The 21,838-nt window shown below is 68.9% G+C and carries 20 protein-coding genes and 1 riboswitch; of the genes, 10 read left to right on the top strand and 10 right to left on the bottom strand.

Annotation, left to right across the window (positions count from 1 at the left end; all coding sequences use genetic code 11):
- The first annotated feature begins 34 nt into the window (after positions 1-34).
- Complete coding sequence (locus tag ON41_RS00790) at positions 35-1,399, top strand: serine/threonine-protein kinase (protein ID WP_051160825.1); 1,365 nt, start codon at positions 35-37, stop codon at positions 1,397-1,399.
- Between the two features lie 13 nt (positions 1,400-1,412).
- Here ON41_RS00790 and ON41_RS00785 read toward each other — a convergent pair whose 3' ends face one another.
- Positions 1,413-2,600, bottom strand: a complete 1,188-nt coding sequence (locus ON41_RS00785) for a DUF8462 domain-containing protein (protein ID WP_040744127.1) — start codon at positions 2,598-2,600, stop codon at positions 1,413-1,415.
- 151 nt (positions 2,601-2,751) lie between these two features.
- Between ON41_RS00785 and ON41_RS00780 the strand changes: the two genes are divergently transcribed.
- The 3 genes from ON41_RS00780 (at position 2,752) to ON41_RS00770 (ending at position 4,593) form a co-directional block, all read left to right on the top strand.
- Positions 2,752-3,033 (top strand): hypothetical protein, encoded by a 282-nt coding sequence (locus ON41_RS00780; RefSeq protein ID WP_040744126.1) that lies wholly within the window; start codon positions 2,752-2,754, stop codon positions 3,031-3,033.
- Between the two features lie 223 nt (positions 3,034-3,256).
- A riboswitch (cyclic di-AMP (ydaO/yuaA leader) is annotated at positions 3,257-3,421 on the top strand.
- A 109-nt stretch (positions 3,422-3,530) separates the two neighbouring features.
- Positions 3,531-4,106 carry a C40 family peptidase gene (locus ON41_RS00775; RefSeq protein WP_051160865.1) on the top strand — a complete coding sequence of 192 codons (576 nt, stop codon included), beginning with the start codon at positions 3,531-3,533 and terminating at the stop codon, positions 4,104-4,106.
- A 100-nt stretch (positions 4,107-4,206) separates the two neighbouring features.
- On the top strand, positions 4,207-4,593 hold the full coding sequence (locus ON41_RS00770; protein ID WP_040744123.1) for an RNA-binding S4 domain-containing protein: 387 nt from the start codon (positions 4,207-4,209) through the stop codon (positions 4,591-4,593).
- Here ON41_RS00770 and ON41_RS00765 read toward each other — a convergent pair.
- Complete coding sequence (locus ON41_RS00765; RefSeq protein ID WP_040744122.1) at positions 4,570-5,727, bottom strand: cation:proton antiporter; 1,158 nt, start codon at positions 5,725-5,727, stop codon at positions 4,570-4,572. The two genes, ON41_RS00770 and ON41_RS00765, sit on opposite strands and share 24 nt — an antisense overlap.
- A 425-nt stretch (positions 5,728-6,152) precedes the next feature.
- Positions 6,153-9,041, bottom strand: coding sequence for an SDR family NAD(P)-dependent oxidoreductase (locus ON41_RS00760; protein ID WP_083905041.1), 2,889 nt, complete (start codon positions 9,039-9,041; stop codon positions 6,153-6,155).
- Between the two features lie 274 nt (positions 9,042-9,315).
- Between ON41_RS00760 and ON41_RS00755 the strand changes: the two genes are divergently transcribed.
- Positions 9,316-10,281 (top strand): MBL fold metallo-hydrolase, encoded by a 966-nt coding sequence (locus ON41_RS00755; protein WP_174411273.1) that lies wholly within the window; start codon positions 9,316-9,318, stop codon positions 10,279-10,281.
- 181 nt (positions 10,282-10,462) lie between these two features.
- Positions 10,463-11,293, top strand: a complete 831-nt coding sequence (locus ON41_RS00750) for an EamA family transporter (RefSeq protein ID WP_040744120.1) — start codon at positions 10,463-10,465, stop codon at positions 11,291-11,293.
- A 51-nt stretch (positions 11,294-11,344) separates the two neighbouring features.
- On the opposite strand, the gene ON41_RS00745 is transcribed toward ON41_RS00750, so the two are convergent.
- The 3 genes from ON41_RS00745 to ON41_RS00735 form a co-directional block, all read right to left on the bottom strand.
- Complete coding sequence (locus tag ON41_RS00745; RefSeq protein WP_040744119.1) at positions 11,345-11,773, bottom strand: PIN domain-containing protein; 429 nt, start codon at positions 11,771-11,773, stop codon at positions 11,345-11,347.
- Positions 11,770-11,997, bottom strand: coding sequence for a type II toxin-antitoxin system VapB family antitoxin (locus ON41_RS00740; protein ID WP_040744118.1), 228 nt, complete (start codon positions 11,995-11,997; stop codon positions 11,770-11,772). The genes ON41_RS00745 and ON41_RS00740 overlap by 4 nt, the downstream gene beginning before the upstream one ends.
- A gap of 106 nt (positions 11,998-12,103) precedes the next feature.
- Complete coding sequence (locus tag ON41_RS00735; protein ID WP_174411272.1) at positions 12,104-13,075, bottom strand: NAD(P)H-dependent flavin oxidoreductase; 972 nt, start codon at positions 13,073-13,075, stop codon at positions 12,104-12,106.
- Positions 13,076-13,384: 309 nt separating this feature from the next.
- On the opposite strand from ON41_RS00735, the gene fadD5 reads away from it, so the two are divergent.
- The gene (gene fadD5 / locus ON41_RS00730) at positions 13,385-14,956 is read left to right on the top strand and encodes a fatty-acid--CoA ligase FadD5 (RefSeq protein WP_040744117.1); all 1,572 of its coding nucleotides are present in this window, start codon (positions 13,385-13,387) and stop codon (positions 14,954-14,956) included.
- A 15-nt stretch (positions 14,957-14,971) separates the two neighbouring features.
- Here the strand turns inward: fadD5 and ON41_RS00725 are convergent, their stop codons facing one another.
- Both ON41_RS00725 and ON41_RS00720 read right to left on the bottom strand, forming a co-directional pair.
- Entirely contained in the window at positions 14,972-15,457 is a 486-nt protein-coding gene (locus ON41_RS00725) for a DinB family protein (protein ID WP_040744116.1), read from the bottom strand.
- A 183-nt stretch (positions 15,458-15,640) separates the two neighbouring features.
- Positions 15,641-15,946, bottom strand: a complete 306-nt coding sequence (locus tag ON41_RS00720) for a hypothetical protein (RefSeq protein ID WP_040744115.1) — start codon at positions 15,944-15,946, stop codon at positions 15,641-15,643.
- Between the two features lie 467 nt (positions 15,947-16,413).
- Here ON41_RS00720 and ON41_RS00715 point away from each other — a divergent pair, with 467 nt between their 5' ends.
- The 3 genes from ON41_RS00715 (at position 16,414) to ON41_RS00710 (ending at position 18,372) form a co-directional block, all read left to right on the top strand.
- Positions 16,414-17,298, top strand: coding sequence for a helix-turn-helix domain-containing protein (locus tag ON41_RS00715; protein WP_040744114.1), 885 nt, complete (start codon positions 16,414-16,416; stop codon positions 17,296-17,298).
- A 5-nt stretch (positions 17,299-17,303) separates the two neighbouring features.
- Complete coding sequence (locus ON41_RS39920; protein WP_085995581.1) at positions 17,304-17,513, top strand: DUF397 domain-containing protein; 210 nt, start codon at positions 17,304-17,306, stop codon at positions 17,511-17,513.
- Between the two features lie 244 nt (positions 17,514-17,757).
- Entirely contained in the window at positions 17,758-18,372 is a 615-nt protein-coding gene (locus tag ON41_RS00710) for a cysteine hydrolase family protein (RefSeq protein WP_040744488.1), read from the top strand.
- Positions 18,373-18,400: 28 nt separating this feature from the next.
- On the opposite strand, the gene ON41_RS00705 is transcribed toward ON41_RS00710, so the two are convergent.
- Positions 18,401-20,773: a lysylphosphatidylglycerol synthase transmembrane domain-containing protein gene (locus ON41_RS00705; RefSeq protein WP_040744113.1), complete on the bottom strand. Its 2,373-nt coding sequence runs from the start codon at positions 20,771-20,773 to the stop codon at positions 18,401-18,403.
- Between the two features lie 218 nt (positions 20,774-20,991).
- Positions 20,992-21,789, bottom strand: a complete 798-nt coding sequence (locus ON41_RS00700; protein ID WP_246829424.1) for an SDR family NAD(P)-dependent oxidoreductase — start codon at positions 21,787-21,789, stop codon at positions 20,992-20,994.
- Between the last annotated feature and the right edge of the window lie 49 nt (positions 21,790-21,838).

Below are 21,838 nucleotides of genomic sequence, written 5' to 3'. Positions count from 1 at the left end.
TCGGAGGAGGCTCGATTTCCCGCGGAGGGATGGGATGTTGTTGCGGCCAGGGCAGGTGTTCGCGGGATACACGATCGTGCGTGTACTCGGTGCGGGCGGTATGGGCGCGGTGTATCTGGCCCAGGATCCCGAGCTGCCGCGGCAGGTGGCGCTCAAGGTGCTCGACGAACGCCTGGGCGCGAATCCCCGGTATCGCAGCCTGTTTCGGCGGGAGGCCGACATGGTCTGCCGGCTCGACCATCCCAATGTGGTGTCGGTCCACACCCGCGGCGTCGAGGGGGACGCGCTGTGGATCGCGATGCAATTCGTCTCCGGTACGGACGCCGGTGAGCTGATCCGCCGCGAACACGGCGGGCTCGCGCCGGAGCGCGCCGCCCACATCGTCCGCGAGGCCGCCCGCGGCCTACAGCACGCGCACGACCAGAACATGCTGCACCGCGACGTGAAGCCGTCGAATCTGCTGGTCGCCACCGGGGACGACGGCACCGATCGAATCATGGTGGTGGACTTCGGACTTGCCCGCACGGCCGACGAGGACGCGACCGTCACCGAAACCGGCTGGCTGGACTGCACCCCGGCCTACGCGGCGCCCGAGGTGCTCGCCGGACGCTCCGCGGATCGGCGGGCCGATATCTACTCGCTGGGCGCGACCCTGCTGGCCCTGCTCACCGGATCCAATCCGAGCGGCCGGTCGCCGGTGCCGCAGGCGGCCGCCACCGAGCCCGGCGACGGCACGCCCGCCCCGACGCGGACCCAGTCCGAACTCCCGCCCGCCCTGGACGCCGTGATCGCGCGGGCCATGGCCGACGAACCCGAGGCGCGTTTCCAGAGTTGCACGGAATTCGCCCGTGCCATAGCCGCGGCTGTCGACGGCGACGAATCCCCGGTGCGTCCGGCGGATCAACGGCGGCGGTACCGGTGGCTCGCGATCGCGGGCGGCATCACCGTCGCGGCCGTGGTGGCCGCCGTGATCGCGGTCGCCGTGCTGCCGGGGGAATCCGCGGGTCCCGGCGGGCCGGCCCCGTCGCATGCCACCGCACCGAAGACGACCAAACACTGCTATTGGCGCGTCAGGGTTCCGGTGGATCCCGGCGGTCACGTCGAACTGCCCAGCGCCGCGGCCGATCACGACCAGAGCGACTGCGTGCTCATGAACGGCGACCACGGCGATTCGGTGGCCGCGCTGCAACAGGCGCTCGCACTTTGCCACCAGATTCCGCTGGCCACGAACCGCACCTACGACGCCGCGACCAAGAACGCCGTCATGCACGAGCAGACCGAATCCGGTGCGGACAAGGACGGGATCTACGGACCGCAAACCCGCGCGAAAGCCATGCGGTGGCCGGTGTTCCGGGACTCCGACGACCAATTCGACGGCCACTGCGTGCCGAAGCCGTGAGCCGTGGGCGGCGCTAGTCGTTTACGCTGCGCAGGTACCGGCCGAAGTGCGGCACGGTGAAGCCGATCGTGCCGCGCTCGGCCGAGTAGATCAGCCCCTTCTTGATCAGGCCGTCGCGCGCCGGCGACAGCGAGGCGGGCTTGCGCCCCAGCTCCTTGGCGACGAGCGCCGTCGCCACCGGGCCGTCGTCGCCGGACAGATCGGCCATGGCGCGCATGTATTCCCGCTCGGCGGGCGTGGCGCGCTCGTAGCGGGAGCCGAAGAAGCCGACCGCCAGCTCCTCCTCGGCGGCGGGCGCGGCCAATTCGACGTCCTCGGCGCCGATCGGGCTCTGCGCGGCCACATCCCAGGTGGCCTTGCCGTACGCCTGCACGAAGTACGGATAGCCGTCGGCCTTGCGGTAGAGCGTGTCCAGTGCGGCCTCGGTGAATTTCACCTGCTCGCGCTCCGCGGGCGCGATGAGCGCCAGATCGGCGGCCTCGCGGTCCAGCCGATCGATGCGGTGATAGCTGAACAGTCGCTCGGAGTAGCTCTTGGATGCCGACAGCACCGCGGGCAGATGCGGCAGACCGGCGCCGACCACGATCAGAGGCGCTGCCTCCTGGCTCAATTCGTGACAGGCGCCGCAGATCGCGGAGATGTCGGCGGCGCCCAGGTCCTGCATCTCGTCGATGAAGATCGCGATGCCGACGCCGCTCTCCTGGGCCAGCTGACCGGCCTCCATCAGCAGCTCGACGAGGTCGATCTCGATATCGCCGGAATCCGCGCGGCCGGTGACCGCCGGGACGTCGATACCCGGCTGCCAGCGTTCGCGCATACCCTTCTCCGCGGTGGCGCGCAGTGCGAAAGCCTTGAGTATGCCGAGGAAGTCGTCCACCATCTCCGGATTGCGGTGTGCCACCGCGACCTGCCGCACCGCCATGTGCAGCGCCGAGGCCAGCGGTCGGCGCAGTTCCTGATCCGGGCGGGCCTCCAACTTGCCGGTGCCCCAGTCCCGGGACCGCGCGGCGGAGCGAAGCTGATTGAGCAGCACCGTCTTCCCCACGCCGCGCAGGCCGGTGAGCATCACGCTGCGTTCCGGTCGCGCGCGCGACACGCGCTCCAGCACGACGTCGAAGGCGTCGAGTTGCCTGGCGCGCCCGGCGAGTTCGGGCGGGCGCTGTCCGGCGCCGGGGGCATACGGATTCCGCACGGGGTCCATGCCCATACACCGTAGCCCCTCGCGATCGAACTCTCGGGATATCTACGGATTGCCCTAGATTGAGCTATCGTTCGGCACACGGGACACTTCGGACCTTTCGACTCCTTACCCTTGTCAGTGTCACGAACTGGGTCACAGCGCAGGGAGGGTCATGTCGGAGGAGTCCATTCCCACCGTCGCCGAGGTGGTCGAATCGTGGGATGTGCCGGACGGCGCTCCGGTGGCGGCGAAGATCCGCGACAACATCCTGGTGGCCATCGAGCGCGGGTACGACGATCCGCAACTGGTCGCCGATCTCGCGGTGGGCCCGCTGGTGATGGCGCTGGGGCGGCTGGAGATCGACCTGGCCGACGCCCAGCGGCGGATCGCGGAACTCGAACGCGCGCTGGACGGTCATGACGGTGACGGCCATGACAATTCGGACAACCGTTGATGTCGAGACGGGTAACGCCGAGGGCTCTCGGTTCGATAACACGGGTGTCCGGGTCGATCTCGAATCGTTATCTCCGGACGTCCAGCGTGTGATTTCACGAACCGTCCTGGGGTTTCGCGGGCGGCTCGCGAACACACGATCCTGTGGGGTGGACAACAGGTCTCGCTCGTCGTAATCTCTTCGTGACCCGATGGAGTCAGTCGCTTCGCAGGCGAGGCGGCCCATCGAGTTACCGCCTAATCGGTGGTCGGGTGGGCAGCCCGATCCCCGTGCCGGGGACCCAGGTGTGTGGGGTGAATCCCTTTCGGTCACAATGGCCGGCGGGGTAGGGCCGATCTTCCCGGCCCGAACCCGTCAGCTAACCCGGTCGGCGGTCGGCAGGAAGAAACAGGAGACTCAGCTCGGTGGGTAAACACAGTTTGCAACGGGATTCTCGACTCCCGAATTCCGTGAAGGGTGCGCTGGTTTTCGGCGCCGTCGCCGCTTCCACTGGCGCCATGCCGGCCATCTCGGCACAGGCCGCCACCATCAACGTTCCCGGCTTCGGCAACTTCGATGTGCCGTTGGCCCCGGAGTACGACCAGCAGGTCGCCCAGGCCAACCAGGCGCTCGCCGACCACGCCGACGAGATCAAGGGCTTCCAGCAGTCGCTGGCCGCTCCGCAGGCCATCGCTCCGCAGGCCCCGAACGCGGCCCCGGCCCCCAACCTGTTCGACCAGACGCAGCACACCACGGGTATCGCCGCGCTCGACGCCGCGCGCTCGAAGGTCGGCGCTCAGTACGTCTGGGGCGGCAACGGCCCGAACGGTTTCGACTGCTCCGGCCTGGTCAAGTGGGCCTACAAGCAGGCCGGTATCGACCTGCCGCGCACCAGCTTCGAGCAGTCGCACGTCGGCAAGCCGGTCGCCTTCCAGGAACTGCAGCCCGGCGACCTGATCATCCAGAACGGCGGCGGCCACGTGGCCATGTACGCCGGGGACGGTCGCATCCTGCACGCGTCGCAGTCCGGCGAGCCGGTCGAGTACGCGCACCTGGATCCCGACTCGATCGTCACCGCTCGCCGCGTCGCCTGATCCTCCGCTCCGCGTAGTCTGGCTTCGGTCAGGTACGCGGAGACCGCGCGCGAGATCGGTCGCCGCACGGAGACGTTCGATCAGGGACGAGTGAGTTCATCTGGTAGAGCCGCAACTCGGTACAGCACGGGTCGACTCCTGGATCTGGGCTGTCCGCTTGTTCAAGACGCGTTCGGCGGCGGCCACCGCCTGCCGAGGCGGGCACGTCCGTGTCAACGGTGTGGCGGTCAAACCCGCGCACCAGATCAAACCCGGCGACGAGATTCGCGTCCGAGTCCACGGAGTCGAGCGCATCGTCGTCGTGGAGCGTGTCATCGCCAAACGGGTCGGTGCCGCTGTCGCGGCCGAATGCCTGATCGACAAGTCACCACCCCCGCCTGCTCCGGAGATCGTCGCGGCACTGCCCCGCCGCGACCGAGGCTCCGGTCGCCCCACCAAACGCGAACGGCGCGAGACCGATCGGCTACAGGGTCGTACTCCGAGCTGAGTCGTCCCGGCCTTTCCCGCGTGCCGCGAGCGCGACGCTCGCCGCCGACGCCGCGATGGTCACCAGGGCACCGAGCATCAGCGCCGCACCCTCCCCGGGTTCGAGGACCCGCAGTTGCGCACCGACCGTCACCGCCGCCACCGGTACGCCGATCTGCGCGGCGGCGAGCGTCGCGAGCGTGATCGGCTGACCCAGGATCCGCATCAGCGCGTGGGCCAGCACCGCGGCGATGCCCAGCGCGAGACCCAGCAGAATCAGCCGCGGCTGCTGCTCGAATTCCCGCAGGTTCAGCCGCGCGCCCAGCCAGACGAAGAACAGCGGCGCGAGAAAGCCGTCGGTGATCGCGAACAGCTGCCGCGCCACCCGCCGCGGTTCGCCCACCCCGGCCACCGCGAGCCCGGCGGCGAAGCCCGCCAACATGATCGAGACATGGGTGCGGGTGGCCAGTGCGGCCAGGCCGAACAGCACCGCGAGGCTGACCCGGAGTTCGAGGGCGAACCTGCGATCCTCGGAGATCTTGTGCACGCGCCTGCGCACGCCGGACCGCTCCAGCGCGCGCAGCAGATACCAGAGCACGGCCGCGGCGCCGGCGACCGCCGCCGCGCCCAGCGCCGCTCGTCCCGCCGCACCGGTATCGATGACCAGCGGCAACGCGACGACACAGGCGGTATCGGCGATCGCCACCTGTGCGGTGAGTTCCAGCACCGGCCTCCCCCGGAGCCCTTGCGCATCGATGATCGGCAGCACCAGCGCCGCCGACGACGAGGCGATCAGCACCGAGTACAGCGCACCGTGGCCGGTCCCGAACCACGCGGCGAGCCCGAATCCCGCACCCGTCGCCGCCACCCCCACCAGCACGGCCCGCAGTGCCCCCACCCCGAGCGCCCCGCGGACCGCCGGCTGCCCCACCGGCACATGGGTCCCCGCCACGAACATGACCAGCGCGAATCCCATATCGGCCAGAAAGGTGAACGTCGGATCCGACGGATGCAGCACCCCGAACCCGGTCGCCCCGAACACGATCCCCGCAACCAACTCACCCAGAACCACCGGAATATGCCAGGCCGTCCGCCACGACAACAGCGGCCCGGCCAAGCCGAGCACCAACACCAGCGCAAGCGTCGAGAACGACATCTCCCCTACCCGCCGCCCACCGACACACCCCCCGAGCACCGCCGATCACAACACAACGGGAAGCCGGACACCATCCAGCCATCATGCGCCCGGCCGACGTATCGAACGCACCGACACGCACAACTCCCGCCCACGCCGCTCCGAGGCGAGCGCAGGCACGGCGACCCAAATGATCGCGGGCACAGTGACCCCGATGCTCGTGGGTGTGGTGGCTGCCGATGCTCGTGGGTGTGGTGGTCGCTGATGCTCGTGGGTGTGGTGGCCGCCGTTGCTTGTGGGTGTGGTGGCCGCCGATGCTCGCGGTGTGTGGCCCCCGATGCTCGCGGGCGCGGTGGCCGTCGACGCTCGCGGGCACAGTGACCCCCAGATGCTCGCGGGCACAGTGACCCCCAGATGCTCGTGGGCGCGGTGACCCCCAGATGCTTTTACTGGGGGTCGCGCTGGCGGGTGGGGCGGATGCCGTCGGAGAGGGCTACGGTGAGGGCTGCGGCCGTGGGGTAGGTGGGTGGTTCGGGGAGGGGTGAGCCGGTGCTCGGGTCGTCGCGGCTTCGGATTGGGGGTTCCGGCAGCAGATTTCGCAGGCGGGCGGCCATGGGTGAGGTGTCGGCGGTGGGGGTGTAGTCGACGGCCAGTGCGCACGGTGCGGGGTGGCCCAGGATCACGGACAGGACGGCGGTCCCGCGGGCCACGTCGAACGGGGTGATGCCGGCGCGGCGCAGGGGCGTGTCGTCGACGGTCGCGCCGGACAGCCAGCTGCCCCAGCCGATACTGCGGACGCGGTCGTCGATCCGCTTGCGCGCCATGGCATCCAGTGCGGCGTGTGCGGCGGCGTCGGCCGCCTGACCGGGCCCGCCGAGCGCACCGGTGGCCGAGGACGACAGCAGGACGAAGTCGAGCGGGTCCGGTGCGGTCAGGTCGATCAGGTGTGCCGCGGCGCCGGCCCGCGGCTCGAACAGCTCGCCGAGCAAACCCGGTGTCACGGAGCCGAATTCGGCGGCGCGCCGGACGCCCGCCGCGTGCACCACGCCGCGGATGGTCGATCCGCAGGCCCGGATGTCGAACAGCGCGTTGGCCAGATCGGCGCGATCGGTGACATCGCAGCGGACCACGACTATCCGATCGTCCAGGCCGTCGAGGAGTCCGGGCAGCGGACGCGGGGCGCGGGTGAGCACCACCAGGTCCCGGGCGCCGGCGTCGAGCAGCCACCGGACCGCGACCGAGCCCAGCGTGCCGAGGCCGCCGGTCACGACGTAGGTGCCGTCGGGCCGGATGCGGGCCGGTGCTGACGCGGCGGGCGCGAGCCGGAACCGGCGCTCGTCCACGACGTCCTTGGTGGTCCGGATCTCTTGGGGGCCCGCGGGATTCAGCACCAGATCGGCGACCGGCGCCGGATCGTCGTCGGCCGTCCAGATCAGCCGGATCGGAATCCCCGACTCCAGCTGCATCGACCGGACCAGGCCCGCTATCGCGTTCTGGGTGAGGGAGGCGCTGTCGCTCAGGACCACGGTCAGCGTGGCCACGGCGGCGCTGTGGTGGATGCGCTGCAACAGATCCAGCGCGCCCGCCAGCCCCGTGGTCACCGGGCCCGGGAGGTCGGGGGTGGGCCACACCAGCGTCACCGCGGTCGGCGCGGCCCGGTCGGTCGTCATCGAGGAGACGATCGGCCCGGCATCCGCCGGATCCCGCACGATGCGCAGCGTTGGCATCCGCAACCCCAGCCGTCGCTCGAGCGCCGCGGCCGCCGCCGACTCCCCCACCACGAGAATCTGCCGGAACGGCGGCCGCCCCGGCACGCCCCGCCGACCCGCCACCGGAACCCAGCACTCCTCGGTCACTATCGAATCCGCCCACTCGGTGGCGGTGGCAACGGTCGGGTCGTACACCGCGGCATCGCGCAGGTTCTCCGCGACGAGAGGCCGCGAAGCAGGACGAGGCCCACCCATCTGCACCACATCCGCGCGACCAGAGGCCGAATCTCCGGTGCCTGCATCCGCCACCAGCCACTCGTAACCCGTTGCAGTCCTGAGGGTCTCGCCGCGCCCTGCCTTCTCCCCGTCGGCAGTCGGTGCGCCACTGTCGACCACCGATCCGGCACCTGGCGCGCCGCCGTCGAACACTGCCTCGGTGGTGTGCGCGCCGCCGAAGGGCACCGACTCGGCAGGTGGCGCGGTGGCGTGGGGCACCGATTCCGTGGTGGATGTGCCGTCGTTGCGGGCGGATTCGGTGGTTGGTGCGTAGCCGGAGGGCACCGATTCGGTAGGTGGTGCGGTGCGTTTGGGGCCCAAGTGTGCTGGTGCCGGGATGCTTTCGAGGGGGAGGCCGCTCTCGCCCGGGGCCAGGCGGCCGTCGGCGTACAGGCGGGCTACCGCGTCGAGAAAGATCTCGGCCTCGTTGTCCTGGCCTGCCAGGGCGTATGTGGACTCACGGAATGCGGGGTTGTCGCGGACGGCGGGTGTCAGGGTGGGGGCGGGCGCCAGTTCCACTACCGTCGAGATGCCGGAAGCCGCGGCGGAATCCAGGGCGGCGGCCAATTCCACCGGGCCCCGGGCGTTTTCGGCCCAGTAGTCGGGGGTGAGGGCGGCGGTCGTGATCACCTCGGCGTGCCGGACGGTGGAGTGGAACGGTACGGCCGGGGCCGCGGGTGTGAGGTGGCCGAGCCGGGTGGCGAATCCGGCGACGGTGTCGTGTGCTGATCGGCGGTGTACGTCCTCGTCGACCTCGACGACGTCGGCGCGCAGCCCGCGGCGGCGGGCGCGCCGCACCAGGGTCTCGATATAGCGTGGCACGCCCGTCACCAGGACCGACCGGTGCCCGTCCACCGTCGCGATCGAAAGGGCGGAGCGCATCGGCTCGACCAGCCGGTGCACCTCCTCGCGGGACGCCGCGACCACCGCCGCCGCGCCCGGACGGTCCAGCTGTGCCAGCGCGCGTCCGCGCACCACCGCCACGCGGGCGCCGTCCGGCAGCGACAGGGCACCGCTCAGCACCGCGCCCGCGGCCTCGCCCACGCCGTAACCGGCCACCGCGTCGGCGCGAATCCCCCACGCCTGCGCCAACTCCGCGAGGGCCACCTGATAGACGAACAGCGCGGGCGGCACCGTATCCGTGGTCTCGAGGCCCTTGGCGAATCCGTGCCGGGGCGTCCACACCCGCCTGCCGCCGGCCCGCACCACGGCCTCGGTCGCCGCCTCGACGGCCCTCGCGAACACCGGATATCGCGCCGCGAGCGCTCGCCCCATGCGGGAGTTCTCCCCGCCCGGCCCGGAGAACAGGAACAACACACCGCCCGGCCGACTTCGTGCCGCACCGATCATCGGCGCGCCCGGAACATGCGAATCGTCTTCGCGCCGAGGATATTCGGTACCGCCGCGCCCCGGCCCGCAGCTGCGGGGCCGGTGCCGGGGTGTGGCGGCGGTTCGGTCATGGCGCCGCGTCGTGCTCGATCGTCGTGTTCTGACCCACGTGGGCGCTCCCTCCCGGATTCGGTGAGATCACCGGCCGTCAGGTGTCCCCCGGCGATTATGCCGAGAACTCGCCCTGCGGAGAAGAGGCTTCCGGGGTGCCGACGCGATCGCATACCGTGTCGCTGTGACCGATCCGACCACCGAGCCCGACCTGGGCGCCGGCCGACCCGGCGTCCTGACCGCATTGGGAGACTGCTGTTCCGCACTGCTGGCGACGCCGCGCCGGCTATTGCGCCCGCGCCGGCCCGACGCCGGATTCCTCGCGAGCCTGGAACCGGTCCCGGCGCCCCCCGCCCGCGCCACCGTCACGCTGACCTCGCTGGTTCAGGCGCGCACCTCGGCCCCGGCCACCGTCGTCGCCGAGGGGATGCGGAGCCTGCGGACGCTGCCCATGGCGATGGGCGCCTTCCTGGTCGTCCATCCCCAGGCCCGGTTCCTGGTGGACCCGGCGATCTGCGCCGCCGTGCACAAACGCGTCCTGCCCGGATTGCCGTTCCCGGTCGGCATGCTGGTCTCGCCCGAGAAGCCGGTGCTCGGCCTCGCCGACGCGCTGGCGGCCCGTGATCTGTCGGGCGAGGACATCGACTTCACGCTGGCCACCCACCTGCATTGGGACCACATCTCGGGCCTGCTCGATATGCCCGGGTCCGTCGAACTGCGGGTCCCCGCCGCCGAATACGAGTGGGCGACCTCCGGCGACCGCGCGCCCTACGGCGTCGTTCGCGCCCCTCTGGTCGACCGCGCGCACAGCGATCTCGATCTCGACGGCCCGCCCGTGCTCACCTTCACCCGCAGCCGCGACCTGTTCGGCGACGGCGCGGTGATCCTGGTCGATCTCCCCGGCCACACCCCCGGCAGCATCGGCGTCCTGCTCGCCGTCGACGACGGCACCCGCGTCCTGCTGGTCGGCGACGCGATCTGGAACACCGTGCAGCTGAAACTCCTGCGCGAGAAGGCCCCCATGCCCGGGCGCCTCTTCGACGCCGACCCCGGCGAAACCTTCCGCACCATCCAGCGCCTCCACGCCCTACCCGTCGGCATCGAGGTCATCGCCAGCCACGACTACGACGCCGTCCTCAGCCGCGCCTGATTACGCGACCCCGGCCGCCTGTGGACGAGTGGGTGGCGGGGTGCATGGTCGTCGCCTAAGGTCGTGGTCAGCCCGGGGCTCCTATCAGCCTGTCCCCCAACGGGGCCGATGACAGAGAGCCTGGTGTCCGATCATGGGTGTCCTCGCCGCGTCCGTAACTACGCAATCTCCCTCCACCGCAGTGCTTTTCGCGACCCTGGTCGCGGCCGTGCTGCACGCGAGCTGGAATGCCGTCGCGCACTGGATACCCGACAAGACCGCATCGCTCACGATCGTGAATCTGGGCGGGCTGCTGTGCGCCGTTCCGCTCGTCTCGGTGGCGGCCGCGCCCGATGCCGCGTCCTGGCCGTATCTGGCCGCCTCGACCGTCCTGCACGTCGCCTACAACTGCCTGCTGATGACGTCCTACCGGCTCGGCGACCTGAGCCAGACCTACCCGCTGGCTCGCGGCACCTCACCGCTGGTGGTGACGCTGCTCGCGGCGGCGCTGCTGGGCGAGACGCCGCGCCACGGGCAGATCGCCGGGGTGCTGCTGATCTCGGCCGGCCTGGCGTGCCTGGTGTTCTGGGGTCACCGCACCCACCCGAGCCGCCCGGCCGCCGTCGGCGCGGCGGTGGCGACCGGACTCATGATCGCCGCGTACACCACCGTCGACGGCGCCGGTGTCCGCCTGGCCGGCAGCACCCTCGGCTACATCGCCTGGCTGATGATGCTGGAGCAGACGGCCATTCCCGCCGCCGCCTTCGCCTGGCGCGGCCGCAAACTCTGGTACGAGATCCGCCCGGTGTGGCATATCGGCATCGCCGGCGGCGCGATGAGCGTAGCGGCCTACGGCCTCGTGCTCTGGGCCCAAACCCGCAGCGCCCTGGCCGATGTCGCGGCCCTCCGGGAATCGAGCATCATCGTCGGCGCCCTGCTCGGCACCTTCCTGTTCAAGGAACGCTTCGGCGCCGCAAGGGTATTGGCCACCTGCGCCGTCGCCGTCGGCATCGCGGTGATGTACCTGGTGTGAAAGGGTTGCATCCCAGCGATACTCGGCGCGTATCGCTCGATGGCGTTGGTGCTAAACGCCTTCGATGTCTCGATGCACGTCGCGGATGTTGTGCTCGCGAAGATCGGCAGTGTGTCGCGCCAGCGTTCGGTAGTCGTAACTGTCGTGCAGCACAGTCAATCCGTGGTGAGCGGCGGTTGCGGCGATGAGCAGATCCACTGCCGAGGCACACCGATGTTCGCCTGCTCGCGACATACGATACTGTGCCACGCCGATCCAGCGGTCTGCGTGTTTGGGCACGGCCACGTCCGGATAGAGATCGCCGTACATCTCGGAGATCTCGTCGAACTCACGAGCGTCCGGGGCGCTGTAGAGGAACTCGGCGCGCTGTGGATCGCAGGACGCGACGGCATGCGCACCGACCGCCTCGCCCCATGCGTCCTGCAACTTCTGATCGCTCAGCAGGCGTACCAAACCCGAGGTGTCGATCAGATAGATCACTGGTCGCGCGCCGTCTTCTCGGCCTGGTGCAGTCGGTCGGCGTCCTCGACCGCCCCCCAGCCACGGGCTCGGTCGAAGTGGCGAGTGACGAGTTCCGCCCGTTCGTGCTGTTCGGCGTAGTACCGAAGGGCGAGGTTGACGGCTTCCTTCTTGGTGCGGACGCCGGAGATCGCCATGGCCTTGTCCAGAGCGTCGTCGTCCAGGTCGATCTGTGTGACTGTCATCGCGCGCCCCTACCGTGATGGTGGCCATGTACATAAAGGAATACATGACCAACATCGCCTAGCGCCGTGCGAGCTGTAGGAATCGAACGACCCGGAACGAAACGGATCAGGCGACGAATGCGGCGAGGCGGGCGTTGATGAGGGATTCCGCTTCGGTGACCATGCGGGAGATGAGTTCCTCGCAGGTGGGGATGTCGTCGATGAGGCCCTGGACCTGGCCTGCGGACCAGATGCCGGCGTCGAGGTCGCCCTCCTCGAAGACGCGGCGGCCGCGGGCCCCGGCGACCAGGTCACGGACGTCGTCGAAGGTGCCGCCGGCCGCCTCGATCTCGACGACCTTGCGGCTGATCTCGTTGTCGGCCACGCGGGCGGTGTTACGCATGGTGCGGAAGATGAGCTGGGTGTCGCGCTCGGTGTGGGCGACGATGCGCTCCTTGACCTTCTCGTGCACCGCCGACTCCCGCGTGCAGAGGAACCGGGTGCCCATATTGACGCCGTCGGCGCCCAGTGCCAGCGCCGCGACCAAGCCGCGCGCGTCGGCGATGCCACCCGAGGCGACGATCGGGATCTCCAGGGCCTTGGCCGCGGCGGGGATCAGGATGAGCCCGGGCACGTCGTCCTCACCCGGATGCCCGGCGCATTCGAAGCCGTCGATGGAGACGCCGTCGACGCCGATCTTCTGCGCCTTGAGCGCGTGCCGGACGCTGGTGCACTTGTGCAGCACCTTGACCCCGGCCTCCTTGTAGTACGGGAGGAACGGCTCCGGATTGCTGCCCGCGGTCTCGACGATCTTCACGCCGGATTCGATGATGGCCCGCACGTACTCCTCGTACGGCGGCGGGTTGATGGACGGCAGGATCGTCACGTTCACGCCGAACGGCTTGTCGGTCAGCTCCCGCGCGCGGGCGATCTCCTTGCGCAGATCGTCGGGGGTGGGCTGGGTGAGGGCGGTGATGAAGCCGAGCCCACCGGCGTTCGCGACGGCCGCGACGAGTTCGGCGCGGCCGACCCACATCATGCCGCCCTGCACGATCGGATGTTCGACGCCGAATTCCTCGGTGAACCTGGTGCGCAACATCGGGTGTGTCCTCCTGCTGTATCGGACGGCGGTGCCGCGTGCACGCGCGCCGCGTTGCGGTCGATAGTGGCACGGGCTCGACGCCGACGACAACCTTGATGTAAGTCGCAGTTTGCTATCTGATCCGAGTTCGGCGGTCGTGGGCAACTCCTGGAGTTAGTCCAGCATGGCAGATTGTGCGGCTATGAGCTGGGAAAAGATCAGATGAGAAGCATCCTGACGATTCCTCTCTGTAACCCTTGTCACGGTTAAAAGTTAGCTGGTATTCTCGCGCTTGTTCAGCCGCCGGCCCTGAGAGGACTACACAGCATGACCACGGGTGCCCACTCCCTCGACGAGCCGATCAGGTCGCGGCGCAACCACTGGAACAACCAGATCGCGGCGCACGCGCTGATGCGCCCGGAGGCCGTGGCGCTCCGGTTCCGCGGGCAGGACACCACCTGGAAGCAGTTGCACGAGCGTTCGCTGGCCTTCGCCGACGCGCTCGCCCGTCGCGGGGTCGGGTTCGGCGACCGGGTGCTGATTCTCGCGCTGAACTATCCCGAATATCTGGAGGCCGTCTTCGGCATCAACGCGCTGGGCGCGATCGCGGTGCCGGTCAACTTCCGGCTGACCCCGCCGGAGGTGGCCTATATCGTGGCCGACTCCGGCGCCAAGGTTGTCGTCACGGACTCGCTGTTGCAGCCGCTCGCCACCGGCGTCATGGCGCAGTCGCCGGGCCTGGAGACCTGCGTCGTGATCAACGGGCAGACCGGCGACGGCGTGCTCGGCTACGACGAGTTGCTCGCCGAGACGGGGGATAGGCATGTGCCACTGGATATTCCGGAGGACACCCCCTGCCTGATCATGTACACCTCGGGCACCACCGGCAGCCCCAAGGGCGCGATCCTGTCGCACACCAATATGACCGCTCAGGCGCTCACCTGCATCCGCGCCATGGATCTGACGCCGGAGTCGGTCGGTTTCTGTACCTCGCCGCTGTTCCATATCGCCGGATTGGGCAGTCTCGCACCGGCTTTCCAGCTCGGCAGCAAGACCGTGCTGCATCCCCTCGGCGCGTTCGACGCCACTCAATTCCTCGACGCGGTCGAGGCCGAGCAGGCCACCACCGCGTTCTGCGTCCCCGCGCAGTGGCAGCTGATCTGCGAGGAGCCGACGGTCACACAGCGCAAGACGGCGCTGACGATGCTCAGCTGGGGCGCGGCCCCGGCCTCCGATACGGTCCTGAAGGCGATGGCCGAGTGCTTCCCCGACGCGCAGAACGTCGCGGTGTTCGGCCAGACCGAGATGTCGCCCATCACGTGCGTGCTCGAGGGCGGCGACGCGCTGCGCAAGCTGGGTTCGGTCGGCAAGCCCATCCCGACCATCCAGACCCGCATCGTCGACGACGAGATGAACGACGTCGCGCCCGGCGAGATCGGCGAGATCGTCTATCGGGGGCCGACTCTCATGCAGGGCTACTGGAACAAGCCCGAGGCGACGGCCGAGGCGTTCGCCGGCGGCTGGTTCCACTCCGGCGACCTGGTTCGCACCGACGAGGAGGGCTTCGTCTACGTCGTGGACCGCAAGAAGGACATGATCATCTCCGGCGGTGAGAACATCTACTGCGCCGAGGTGGAGAACGTCCTGTTCGCCCACCCGAAGATCCACGAGGCGGCCGTCGTCGGCCGGGCCCACGAGAAGTGGGGCGAGGTTCCCGTCGCCGTCGTCGCTCTGACCAGCCCGGACGACACCCTCACGCTGGAGGAACTGACGGCGTTCCTCAACGAGAACCTGGCCCGCTACAAGCATCCCAAGGACCTGGTGATCGTCCCCGAGCTGCCGCGCAATGCCGGCGGCAAGGTCGTCAAAGTCCAACTGCGCAAGGACTATTCGGCCTGAGGCGCACCGATCGAGTTATGACGCCGCGAGGATCTGCTCGCGGAGGATGTCGCCGTGACCGGCGTGCCTGGCGAACTCCTCGATCATCGCGAGCAGGGTCCAGCGCATGCTGACCCTGCCCTCGCGCGGGATGTCCAGGGTGTCGTCGAGTGCGAAGCGGGACGCGATCTCCCGCGATCGCGCGCTGGCACGCTCGAACTCGGCGATGACGTCGGCCAGCGACTCGTCGTCGGCAACCGCGAACGTCCCCTCGTCCCGGCGTGAGTACCCATCGCACTCGTCTTCACCGAGCCCCGCCCAAAACCGCTGAAACCAAATCCTTTCCGCCCCGGCGGCATGTTTTAGCAATGCGACCGGCGTAGTCAACGACGGAACGAGCCGCCGCCGCGCATCCGCCTCGGACAGCCCGCGCGCGGTCTCGATGAGCGCTTCGCGATTCCGGTCGAGCATATTCTCGAGCAGCACCCGCTCGGCACCGTCGGTAATTCTGTTGGTAGTCATAGGATTTCACTCCATTCTGGTGCGGTGAGGTCTCTACCGGCCAGGTCGAAAGCCCCAGACGTCAGCGCGGCAACCGATCTCGGGAGAGACGAAACGTCCGGCGTCAGGTAACGACCGGGAAAAGAGATACGCTCGCCGCGGATTGCGGACCGAGCGCGAGCGATGAGTTATCGACACCGCTGCTCAGGACTGCCAGAAGGTCTGTCCAGGGTCAGTATGTCGTAGATTTCGATTCGAGGCCACCGCGTGTAGCCCGGTGCGTTGGTGGGCCGCGATGTCGTACTGACCGCCGCGCGGGAAGAACGGCACGATGTGCGGGTTCAGGCCGGCCGGGATGGTGTCTCGGGTCTGTTCGGCGTCGTAGCGGGTGTAGGGGCCCCAGACGGCGACCGGGCACGCGCCCGGTGGGTGGTCGCCGCGGTTGCAGGATGGTCCAGTGGTGACGATCGCCCAGTTCGTATACAGGTCGGTGATGTCTCGGTGGCTCATTGTCGCCTCGTCACGTATCCGGCTGGGTCGCGACGTCCCGTGAGGGAGTGTTCATCCCAGAACTCATAGCGTATGCGGTCCCACAGTCTTGCCCAGCCCGGGTGTCCTTCTCGTGCCTCGGCGAGGTCGGTGCCTGGCGCGAACGTGATGTCGACCGTGCGAGATGCGTTGTGCACGTTCAGGATTTCGATTCCCCGCCTGTCGAATGCCCATGCTGCGCGAAGTCCGTCGGATTCGGTGATGTGCTCACGTCTCATGTAGCCGCCGCACCCCCACCCCGTGAGGCTTCCATTCTCCTGGGTCATGGGGCTATGTTGCGGCCCGAGGTTTCGATGGGAAACCCAAAATGGGTTGCGTGAAATAATCTGCGCAAACTCCGTGCGTACTTCCTGGGATGGGAATACTCTTCTGCTCGAGATGGGAAATTGCAGGTAGGAGCATCGGGATGCGGGGGAGGGTGTTGATCAATGCCGAGCAGATCAGATGTCAGCCGTACGACGCTACCGCGCCGCCAGTTGGGCCGTGCGCTGCGCGATGCTCGCCAGGCGCTGGGCCAGACCCTGGAACAGGCCGCGGAGGGTATGGAGATCAGCCGCTCGACCCTCGGGCGGCTCGAACTCGGTCAGAACGAGAAGGTCAAAGTTCACGAGGTCGACTACATCTGCCGGTACTACGGGCTCTCGGATGAGCGCATAGAGTTTCTGAAATCCCTGGCACGCGAGGCTAATACGAAGTCCTGGTTCCACGCGGATCGGAACCTCATGCGGGCAGGCTTCGACACCTACGTCGGGCTCGAGGCGTCCGCGGGCAAGCTTCACTTGTTCCAGCCGCTCATCGTGCCCGGCTTGCTTCAGACCGCCGATTACGCGAAAGCCCTGGCGGTCACGGAACTTCCGCCTGAGCCCGCTGATGCGATCGAACGGCGCATCGGGCTGCGAATGCAGCGGTCGGCGATCCTCACGCGCCGTCATAAGCCGGTGCACGCCGAGTTTCTGATTCACGAAGCCGTGCTGCGCATAGCCGTCGGGCCGGAGAGAACGATGTCGGCGCAACTTCGGCACATTGCCGACATGGGCACTCGAGACAACGTGACAGTGCGGATCGTCCCCAACAGCGCGGGATACCCGATAGGTGAACCGGTTGCGCCGTACATCCTCATCGACTTCCCGCCTGACGCTCGTGCAGGTGCGGAGCCTTCGGTCGTGTACACCGAGACAACGGTTGGGACAATGTTCTTCGAGGAAAGCGAGGATGTCCGTAGGTATCGTGAGGTTCACGAAGCCTACCGAGACGCCTCGCTGGAGGAACGGCAGTCGAGAGATCTGCTGAGGCAGGTAGCAGCAAGGAGATAAGAACAGTGATCTTCGACCTATCCGGCGCGCAGTGGTTCAAATCGTCGCGAAGCGGTGGGAACGCGGAGTGCGTCGAAGTTGCCTGGCTTGCGGCCGGACATGTCGGTATCCGTGACTCGAAGAACCCGACCGGCCAGGCGCTGGTCTTCGCCCCGGGCGAGTGGGACGCCTTCAGCGCCCGTGTACGTGGCGGGGAGTTCGGCGACCCGACCTAGGGTCCGGGCTCGACTCGTCACCCACCTACCGGTCGTCAGACAACTCGTTCCCGCACTCTTTCCACGCTCTCGCACCCTTTGCATGCTGCTGGAAGGGGTGCGGGAAGCGGAAAGGGGTGCGGGAAGTGAGGGTCTGCCGACCGGTAGGTGCGTGTCGCCTGCCGGCCATGATTCCGGCGGGCTTTTGGCCGGAATCTAGTGCGGGAGAGGTCGGGTCGAGGCATTGTCCGGCACACTGGAGTTCATGCCTCTCGATCGGAACCATGCTGCTGTTCTTGCGCTGCACTGGCAGGTGAATGTCATAGAGCCCGAAGGGTTCTTCGGGCCGATGCTGGCGGAGCCGGTGAAGGCGAGTGGGGTGGTCGGGCGGGCCGTGGAGTTCCACTCGAAGGTTCAGAAGGCTGGGCTGCCAGTGGTTTTCACCCGGTTCACGATTCCGGTGGGTGAGGGCGGGCTGGTGCGGAATACGGGGTTCATGCGGTCGGTGGCGGCGGCGCAGACCGCGTTTCGGCCGGATGCGCCGGGGTCGCAGATCATTTCGGCGATGGCGGAGCAGGCGGCGGGGGCGACGGTTTTCGACAATCAGCGGCTGTCGGGGCTGGCGGGGAATGCGTTGCCGGAGTGGCTTGCCGCTCGTGGGGTGGATACCCTGCTGATCACCGGTGTCGCGACGAATCTCACCGTCGAGCAGACCGGCCGCTACGGCACCGATCTCGGCCTCACCGTGCATCCGATCGCCGACTGCACCGCCGCCGCGTCACCCGAGGTACACGAGGTGTCCTTGGCCAACCTCGACCTCACGACAGCCGGATGCCTCTCCGCCACAGAAGCATTGGCGGAATTGGGGATCACGTCGTAGTTGGCGGGACTGGGAGCGGTCGGCCGATTCAGATCATGTCGTTCGAGGTGAGCCAGCGCATGATGGGCCAGCCGCAGAGGACGGGGAGCCAGCAGGTGAGCACCCGGTAGAGCAGGACGGCGGGGACGGCGACGGGCGGGAGGACGCCCAGCGCGCCCAGTCCACCGATGAGGGCCGCCTCGACCGCGCCTACGCCGCCGGGGGTCGGCGCCGCCGATGCCAGCGTGCCGCCGATCGTGGTGACCAGCGTGACCGTGATGAATGTGGTGCTGCCGCCGAAGGCCTCGATAGCCGCCCACAGCGTGCCCGCGGCGCCGAGCGTGATCGCCGCGCACCCGCCGACGATCATGGCCAGCCGGGTCGGGCTGCGGGAGAGCAGGCGCAGTTCGCGCGTCACCTCGGTCAGCTGCGGCCGCACCTCGGTCCGCAGCCAGCGCCGCACCGTCGGCACGAACGTCGCCACGCCGAGCAGCCCGAGCAGTGCGCCCGCGACCAGATAGAGCACGGTGGCGCTCGGCACGAAATGTGCCAGGTTCGTCGAGACCCCGGCTGCCACGCTGAAACTGATCAGCAGCGCGACGTGGGTGATCACCTGGACCGACTGCTGCAATGCCACGGCCGCCGTGGCCTTCACCGCGCCCAGGCCGTTCTTCTGCAGGAATCGCACGTTGAGCGCGAGCCCGCCGACGCCCGCCGGCGTGGTGGTCGCCGCGAAGGTGTTGGCCACCTGGGCCAGCAGCAGTTTGGGGAAGTTCACCGACTCGGAGGTGCAGCCCCACAGCGCCATGGCCGCGCCGAGATAGGTCGCCGCCGAGATCACCAGGCCGAGCAGCGCCCACCACCAGTTGGCCGTGCGCAGTTCGGTGACGAACGTCGGTACCTGGCTGATGTAGGGATAGGCCACGTAGACCAGGCCGATCAGCAGCACCAGCTGGATGATCTGGCTGCGCGAGAACCGGGTGATGCGAGCGGCCTCGATGCGATCCTCGCCCGTCTGCTGCTGCACCTCCGCTCGCACCTCCTTCATGAGGTCGCCGGCATCGCGCACCGAGTTGCGGACGTGCGCGGGCAGGGCCGATTTCGTCAGCCGCCGTGACGCGTCGAGCACATCCTGCTCGCCGAACACCTGGATCGCGGTGCGCACGGCCGCGTCCGCCCCGAACAGCGCGCCCGTCGACAGCAGCAGCTGCGCCACATCGGAGGAGAACCGCGGCCCGTACGCGCCGAATTCGGCGGCCATGAACCCGCCGAACAGCACCCGGCCCTCGACCACCCGGATCTCCTCGGCGCGCAGATCGCCGTGCGTGATCTGGGCGCGGTGCATGTTCTGCAGCGCGTGCCAGACAGTGGCGAGAACGACCTCGCTGTCCGACGATGCCAGCGCCCGCCCGCGCGGGGCCGTATGCGCGTACAGCGTCCAGCCGCGCTCGAGTGCGGCGACGGTGAGCGGCTTGTTGCTGGCCAGGCCCAGATCGCCGAGGGCGATACCCATCAGCGCGCGATGTTCGACCGCGCGCCGCAGCGACGCGAAGGCCGGCGTCCGCTCGCTGGGCCGGAAGGTCAGCCAGCGGCGCAACTGCCGCAGCATGCCCCAGCTGCGCTGATTCTGGCCGTACAACTCCACCAGCAGCCGGTGCTGCGGCCCGGTCTCGGCCGACAGTTGCAGCGGGCCCGGCCCGGCGGGTTTGAGCACCGTGAATCCGGTGACGGTATATCCGCGCCTGGCCAGCACCCGCACCGCGGCATCCAGCGGAACCTCCAGCGCGGGCGTGCCGACGAGCAGCACGATCACCGCGCCCACGCACCAGCCGAGCGCGAGCCCGAACATCGCCCGCGACGGCACCACGAGGCTGACGAACAGGTGCAGCGGCACGAAGCCCAGCAGCAGCGCCCACCACCAGCGCCGCCACGACGGCGGCAGCCACGGGCTGGCCACCGTCAGCATGGCGGTGAGCATCGCGATCCAGCGCGGGTCGTCGAGGAACTGCGACAGGAACGTGTCGAGCTGCTTGGGCTCGGCCAGATGCCACTGCGGCGCCGAGAGCCCCGTGCCGGTGATCGACAGCAACACCACCGCGATCAGGCCGGCCGCCAGATAGCCGAACAGCAGCGTCCACTGCCAGCGGAAGATCAGCCGCACCAGGATCGCGAACGGCAGCGCGACGATCGCGATGCTGTAGAGCAGGTAGACGATATTGGACTGCTCGGGCGTCAGGATGCCGACGATGTCGGAGACCGACCGCTCCAGCGCCTCCCAGCGCGGCCGGGTGATCAGCGAGCCGGCGACGACGAGCGCGACCAGCAGAACCGACAGCACCGCGCGAATGATGTCGCTGGTGCGCCGGATCCGCGGTTGCAGCAGGCTGCCGGAGACGGGGATCTCCCGTCCGTCGACTCGCATGTCGTATCGGATCTTTCGGATCGAGGGAACGGCATCGGTCCCGGGGTCGGCTCGGGTGTGAGTATGCAGGAGCGCCGCGAGACGCCCGGCGGCAACACGCCGTCGGGGGCGCGCCCGGGAGGCCGGGGGCCGGGTGGGCCCGGCGCGGTGCTCCGTGGTGCGTGCCTGGTCGCGGCGCATCCGATCGCGGGAGCGCCGAGGGCCGATGCCGCCCGGCCTCACCCGGGACGCTCGGCGACGGGCCGGGCGTGCCGCCCGCCGGACTCGGCCGGCGCGGTGGTCGCGGCGGGGGCGTCCACGCCGTACACGCCGCCGGTCATCGTCCCCGCGTCGAGTTCGGCGACGGCCGACACCACCTGCTCGGTCGGCACCAGCGCGGGGAAGGAGTTCGGGGCGATGGCGTTCGCCCGCACCCCGAATTCCGCGAATTCGACGGCGAGATGCCGGGTCAGCTGGTTCAGGGCCGCCTTCGACGCGGAATACACGGCCTGCCCGCCCGGATACACCTCGGATCCCGAGATGCTCGACACATTCACGATATTGCGGTTGCGCGCGCGATTGCCCGCATCGTCGTGCAGCCAGCAGCGCTGCGCCAGCCGGGTCGAGAGCCGCAGCGGCACACCGACATTCAGTGTGAAGTGCGGATCGAAGGCGTTCAGCGCGGTATCGCCGTCGACGATTCCGCGCGGCTGCATCGCGGTGTGCGCGGCATTGTTGACCAGCAGATCCACCGCGCCGAACCGGGCCAGCGCCAGATCCACCACGCGCTCCGCCTCACCCTCGCGGGTCAGGTCGGCGCGCACCACGAAGACGCGGGAGTCGTTCTCCGGCAACGGTTCCGACGGATTCAGCGGATCGATGAACCACTCGTCCTGCGAGGGCGCGGCCGGCGTGCGGGTGCGGCACACCGCGACGATGTCGTAGTGCTGATAGAACGCGCGGCAGAAAGCGTCCCCCAGCACCCCGCCCGCCCCGGTCAGCAGGCACACGCGACGGCCGGTGTCAGCGCGGGGCACGGTGGTCTCCTTCCCGGCGGCCGTTGTCAGCGCGGGACACGGTCCCGTT

It is taken from the genome of Nocardia transvalensis NBRC 15921 (genome assembly GCF_000308875.1).
GTDB lineage: Bacteria > Actinomycetota > Actinomycetes > Mycobacteriales > Mycobacteriaceae > Nocardia > Nocardia transvalensis.
This window is presented reverse-complemented; position numbering and strand designations above follow the sequence as displayed.

What these genes read in the sequence shown, in the direction of transcription:
- ON41_RS00790 (WP_051160825.1), top strand. Translation starts at nt 35, where the DNA reads ATGTTGTTGCGGCCAGGGCAGGTGTTCGCGGGATACACGATCGTGCGT.
- ON41_RS00785 (WP_040744127.1), bottom strand. Translation starts at nt 2,600, where the DNA reads ATGGACCCCGTGCGGAATCCGTATGCCCCCGGCGCCGGACAGCGCCCG.
- ON41_RS00780 (WP_040744126.1), top strand. Translation starts at nt 2,752, where the DNA reads ATGTCGGAGGAGTCCATTCCCACCGTCGCCGAGGTGGTCGAATCGTGG.
- ON41_RS00775 (WP_051160865.1), top strand. Translation starts at nt 3,531, where the DNA reads ATGCCGGCCATCTCGGCACAGGCCGCCACCATCAACGTTCCCGGCTTC.
- ON41_RS00765 (WP_040744122.1), bottom strand. Translation starts at nt 5,727, where the DNA reads ATGTCGTTCTCGACGCTTGCGCTGGTGTTGGTGCTCGGCTTGGCCGGG.
- ON41_RS00760 (WP_083905041.1), bottom strand. Translation starts at nt 9,041, where the DNA reads ATGATCGGTGCGGCACGAAGTCGGCCGGGCGGTGTGTTGTTCCTGTTC.
- ON41_RS00740 (WP_040744118.1), bottom strand. Translation starts at nt 11,997, where the DNA reads ATGACAGTCACACAGATCGACCTGGACGACGACGCTCTGGACAAGGCC.
- ON41_RS00735 (WP_174411272.1), bottom strand. Translation starts at nt 13,075, where the DNA reads ATGTTGCGCACCAGGTTCACCGAGGAATTCGGCGTCGAACATCCGATC.
- fadD5 (WP_040744117.1), top strand. Translation starts at nt 13,385, where the DNA reads ATGACCACGGGTGCCCACTCCCTCGACGAGCCGATCAGGTCGCGGCGC.
- ON41_RS00725 (WP_040744116.1), bottom strand. Translation starts at nt 15,457, where the DNA reads ATGACTACCAACAGAATTACCGACGGTGCCGAGCGGGTGCTGCTCGAG.
- ON41_RS00720 (WP_040744115.1), bottom strand. Translation starts at nt 15,946, where the DNA reads ATGAGCCACCGAGACATCACCGACCTGTATACGAACTGGGCGATCGTC.
- ON41_RS00715 (WP_040744114.1), top strand. Translation starts at nt 16,414, where the DNA reads ATGCCGAGCAGATCAGATGTCAGCCGTACGACGCTACCGCGCCGCCAG.
- ON41_RS00710 (WP_040744488.1), top strand. Translation starts at nt 17,758, where the DNA reads ATGCCTCTCGATCGGAACCATGCTGCTGTTCTTGCGCTGCACTGGCAG.
- ON41_RS00705 (WP_040744113.1), bottom strand. Translation starts at nt 20,773, where the DNA reads ATGCGAGTCGACGGACGGGAGATCCCCGTCTCCGGCAGCCTGCTGCAA.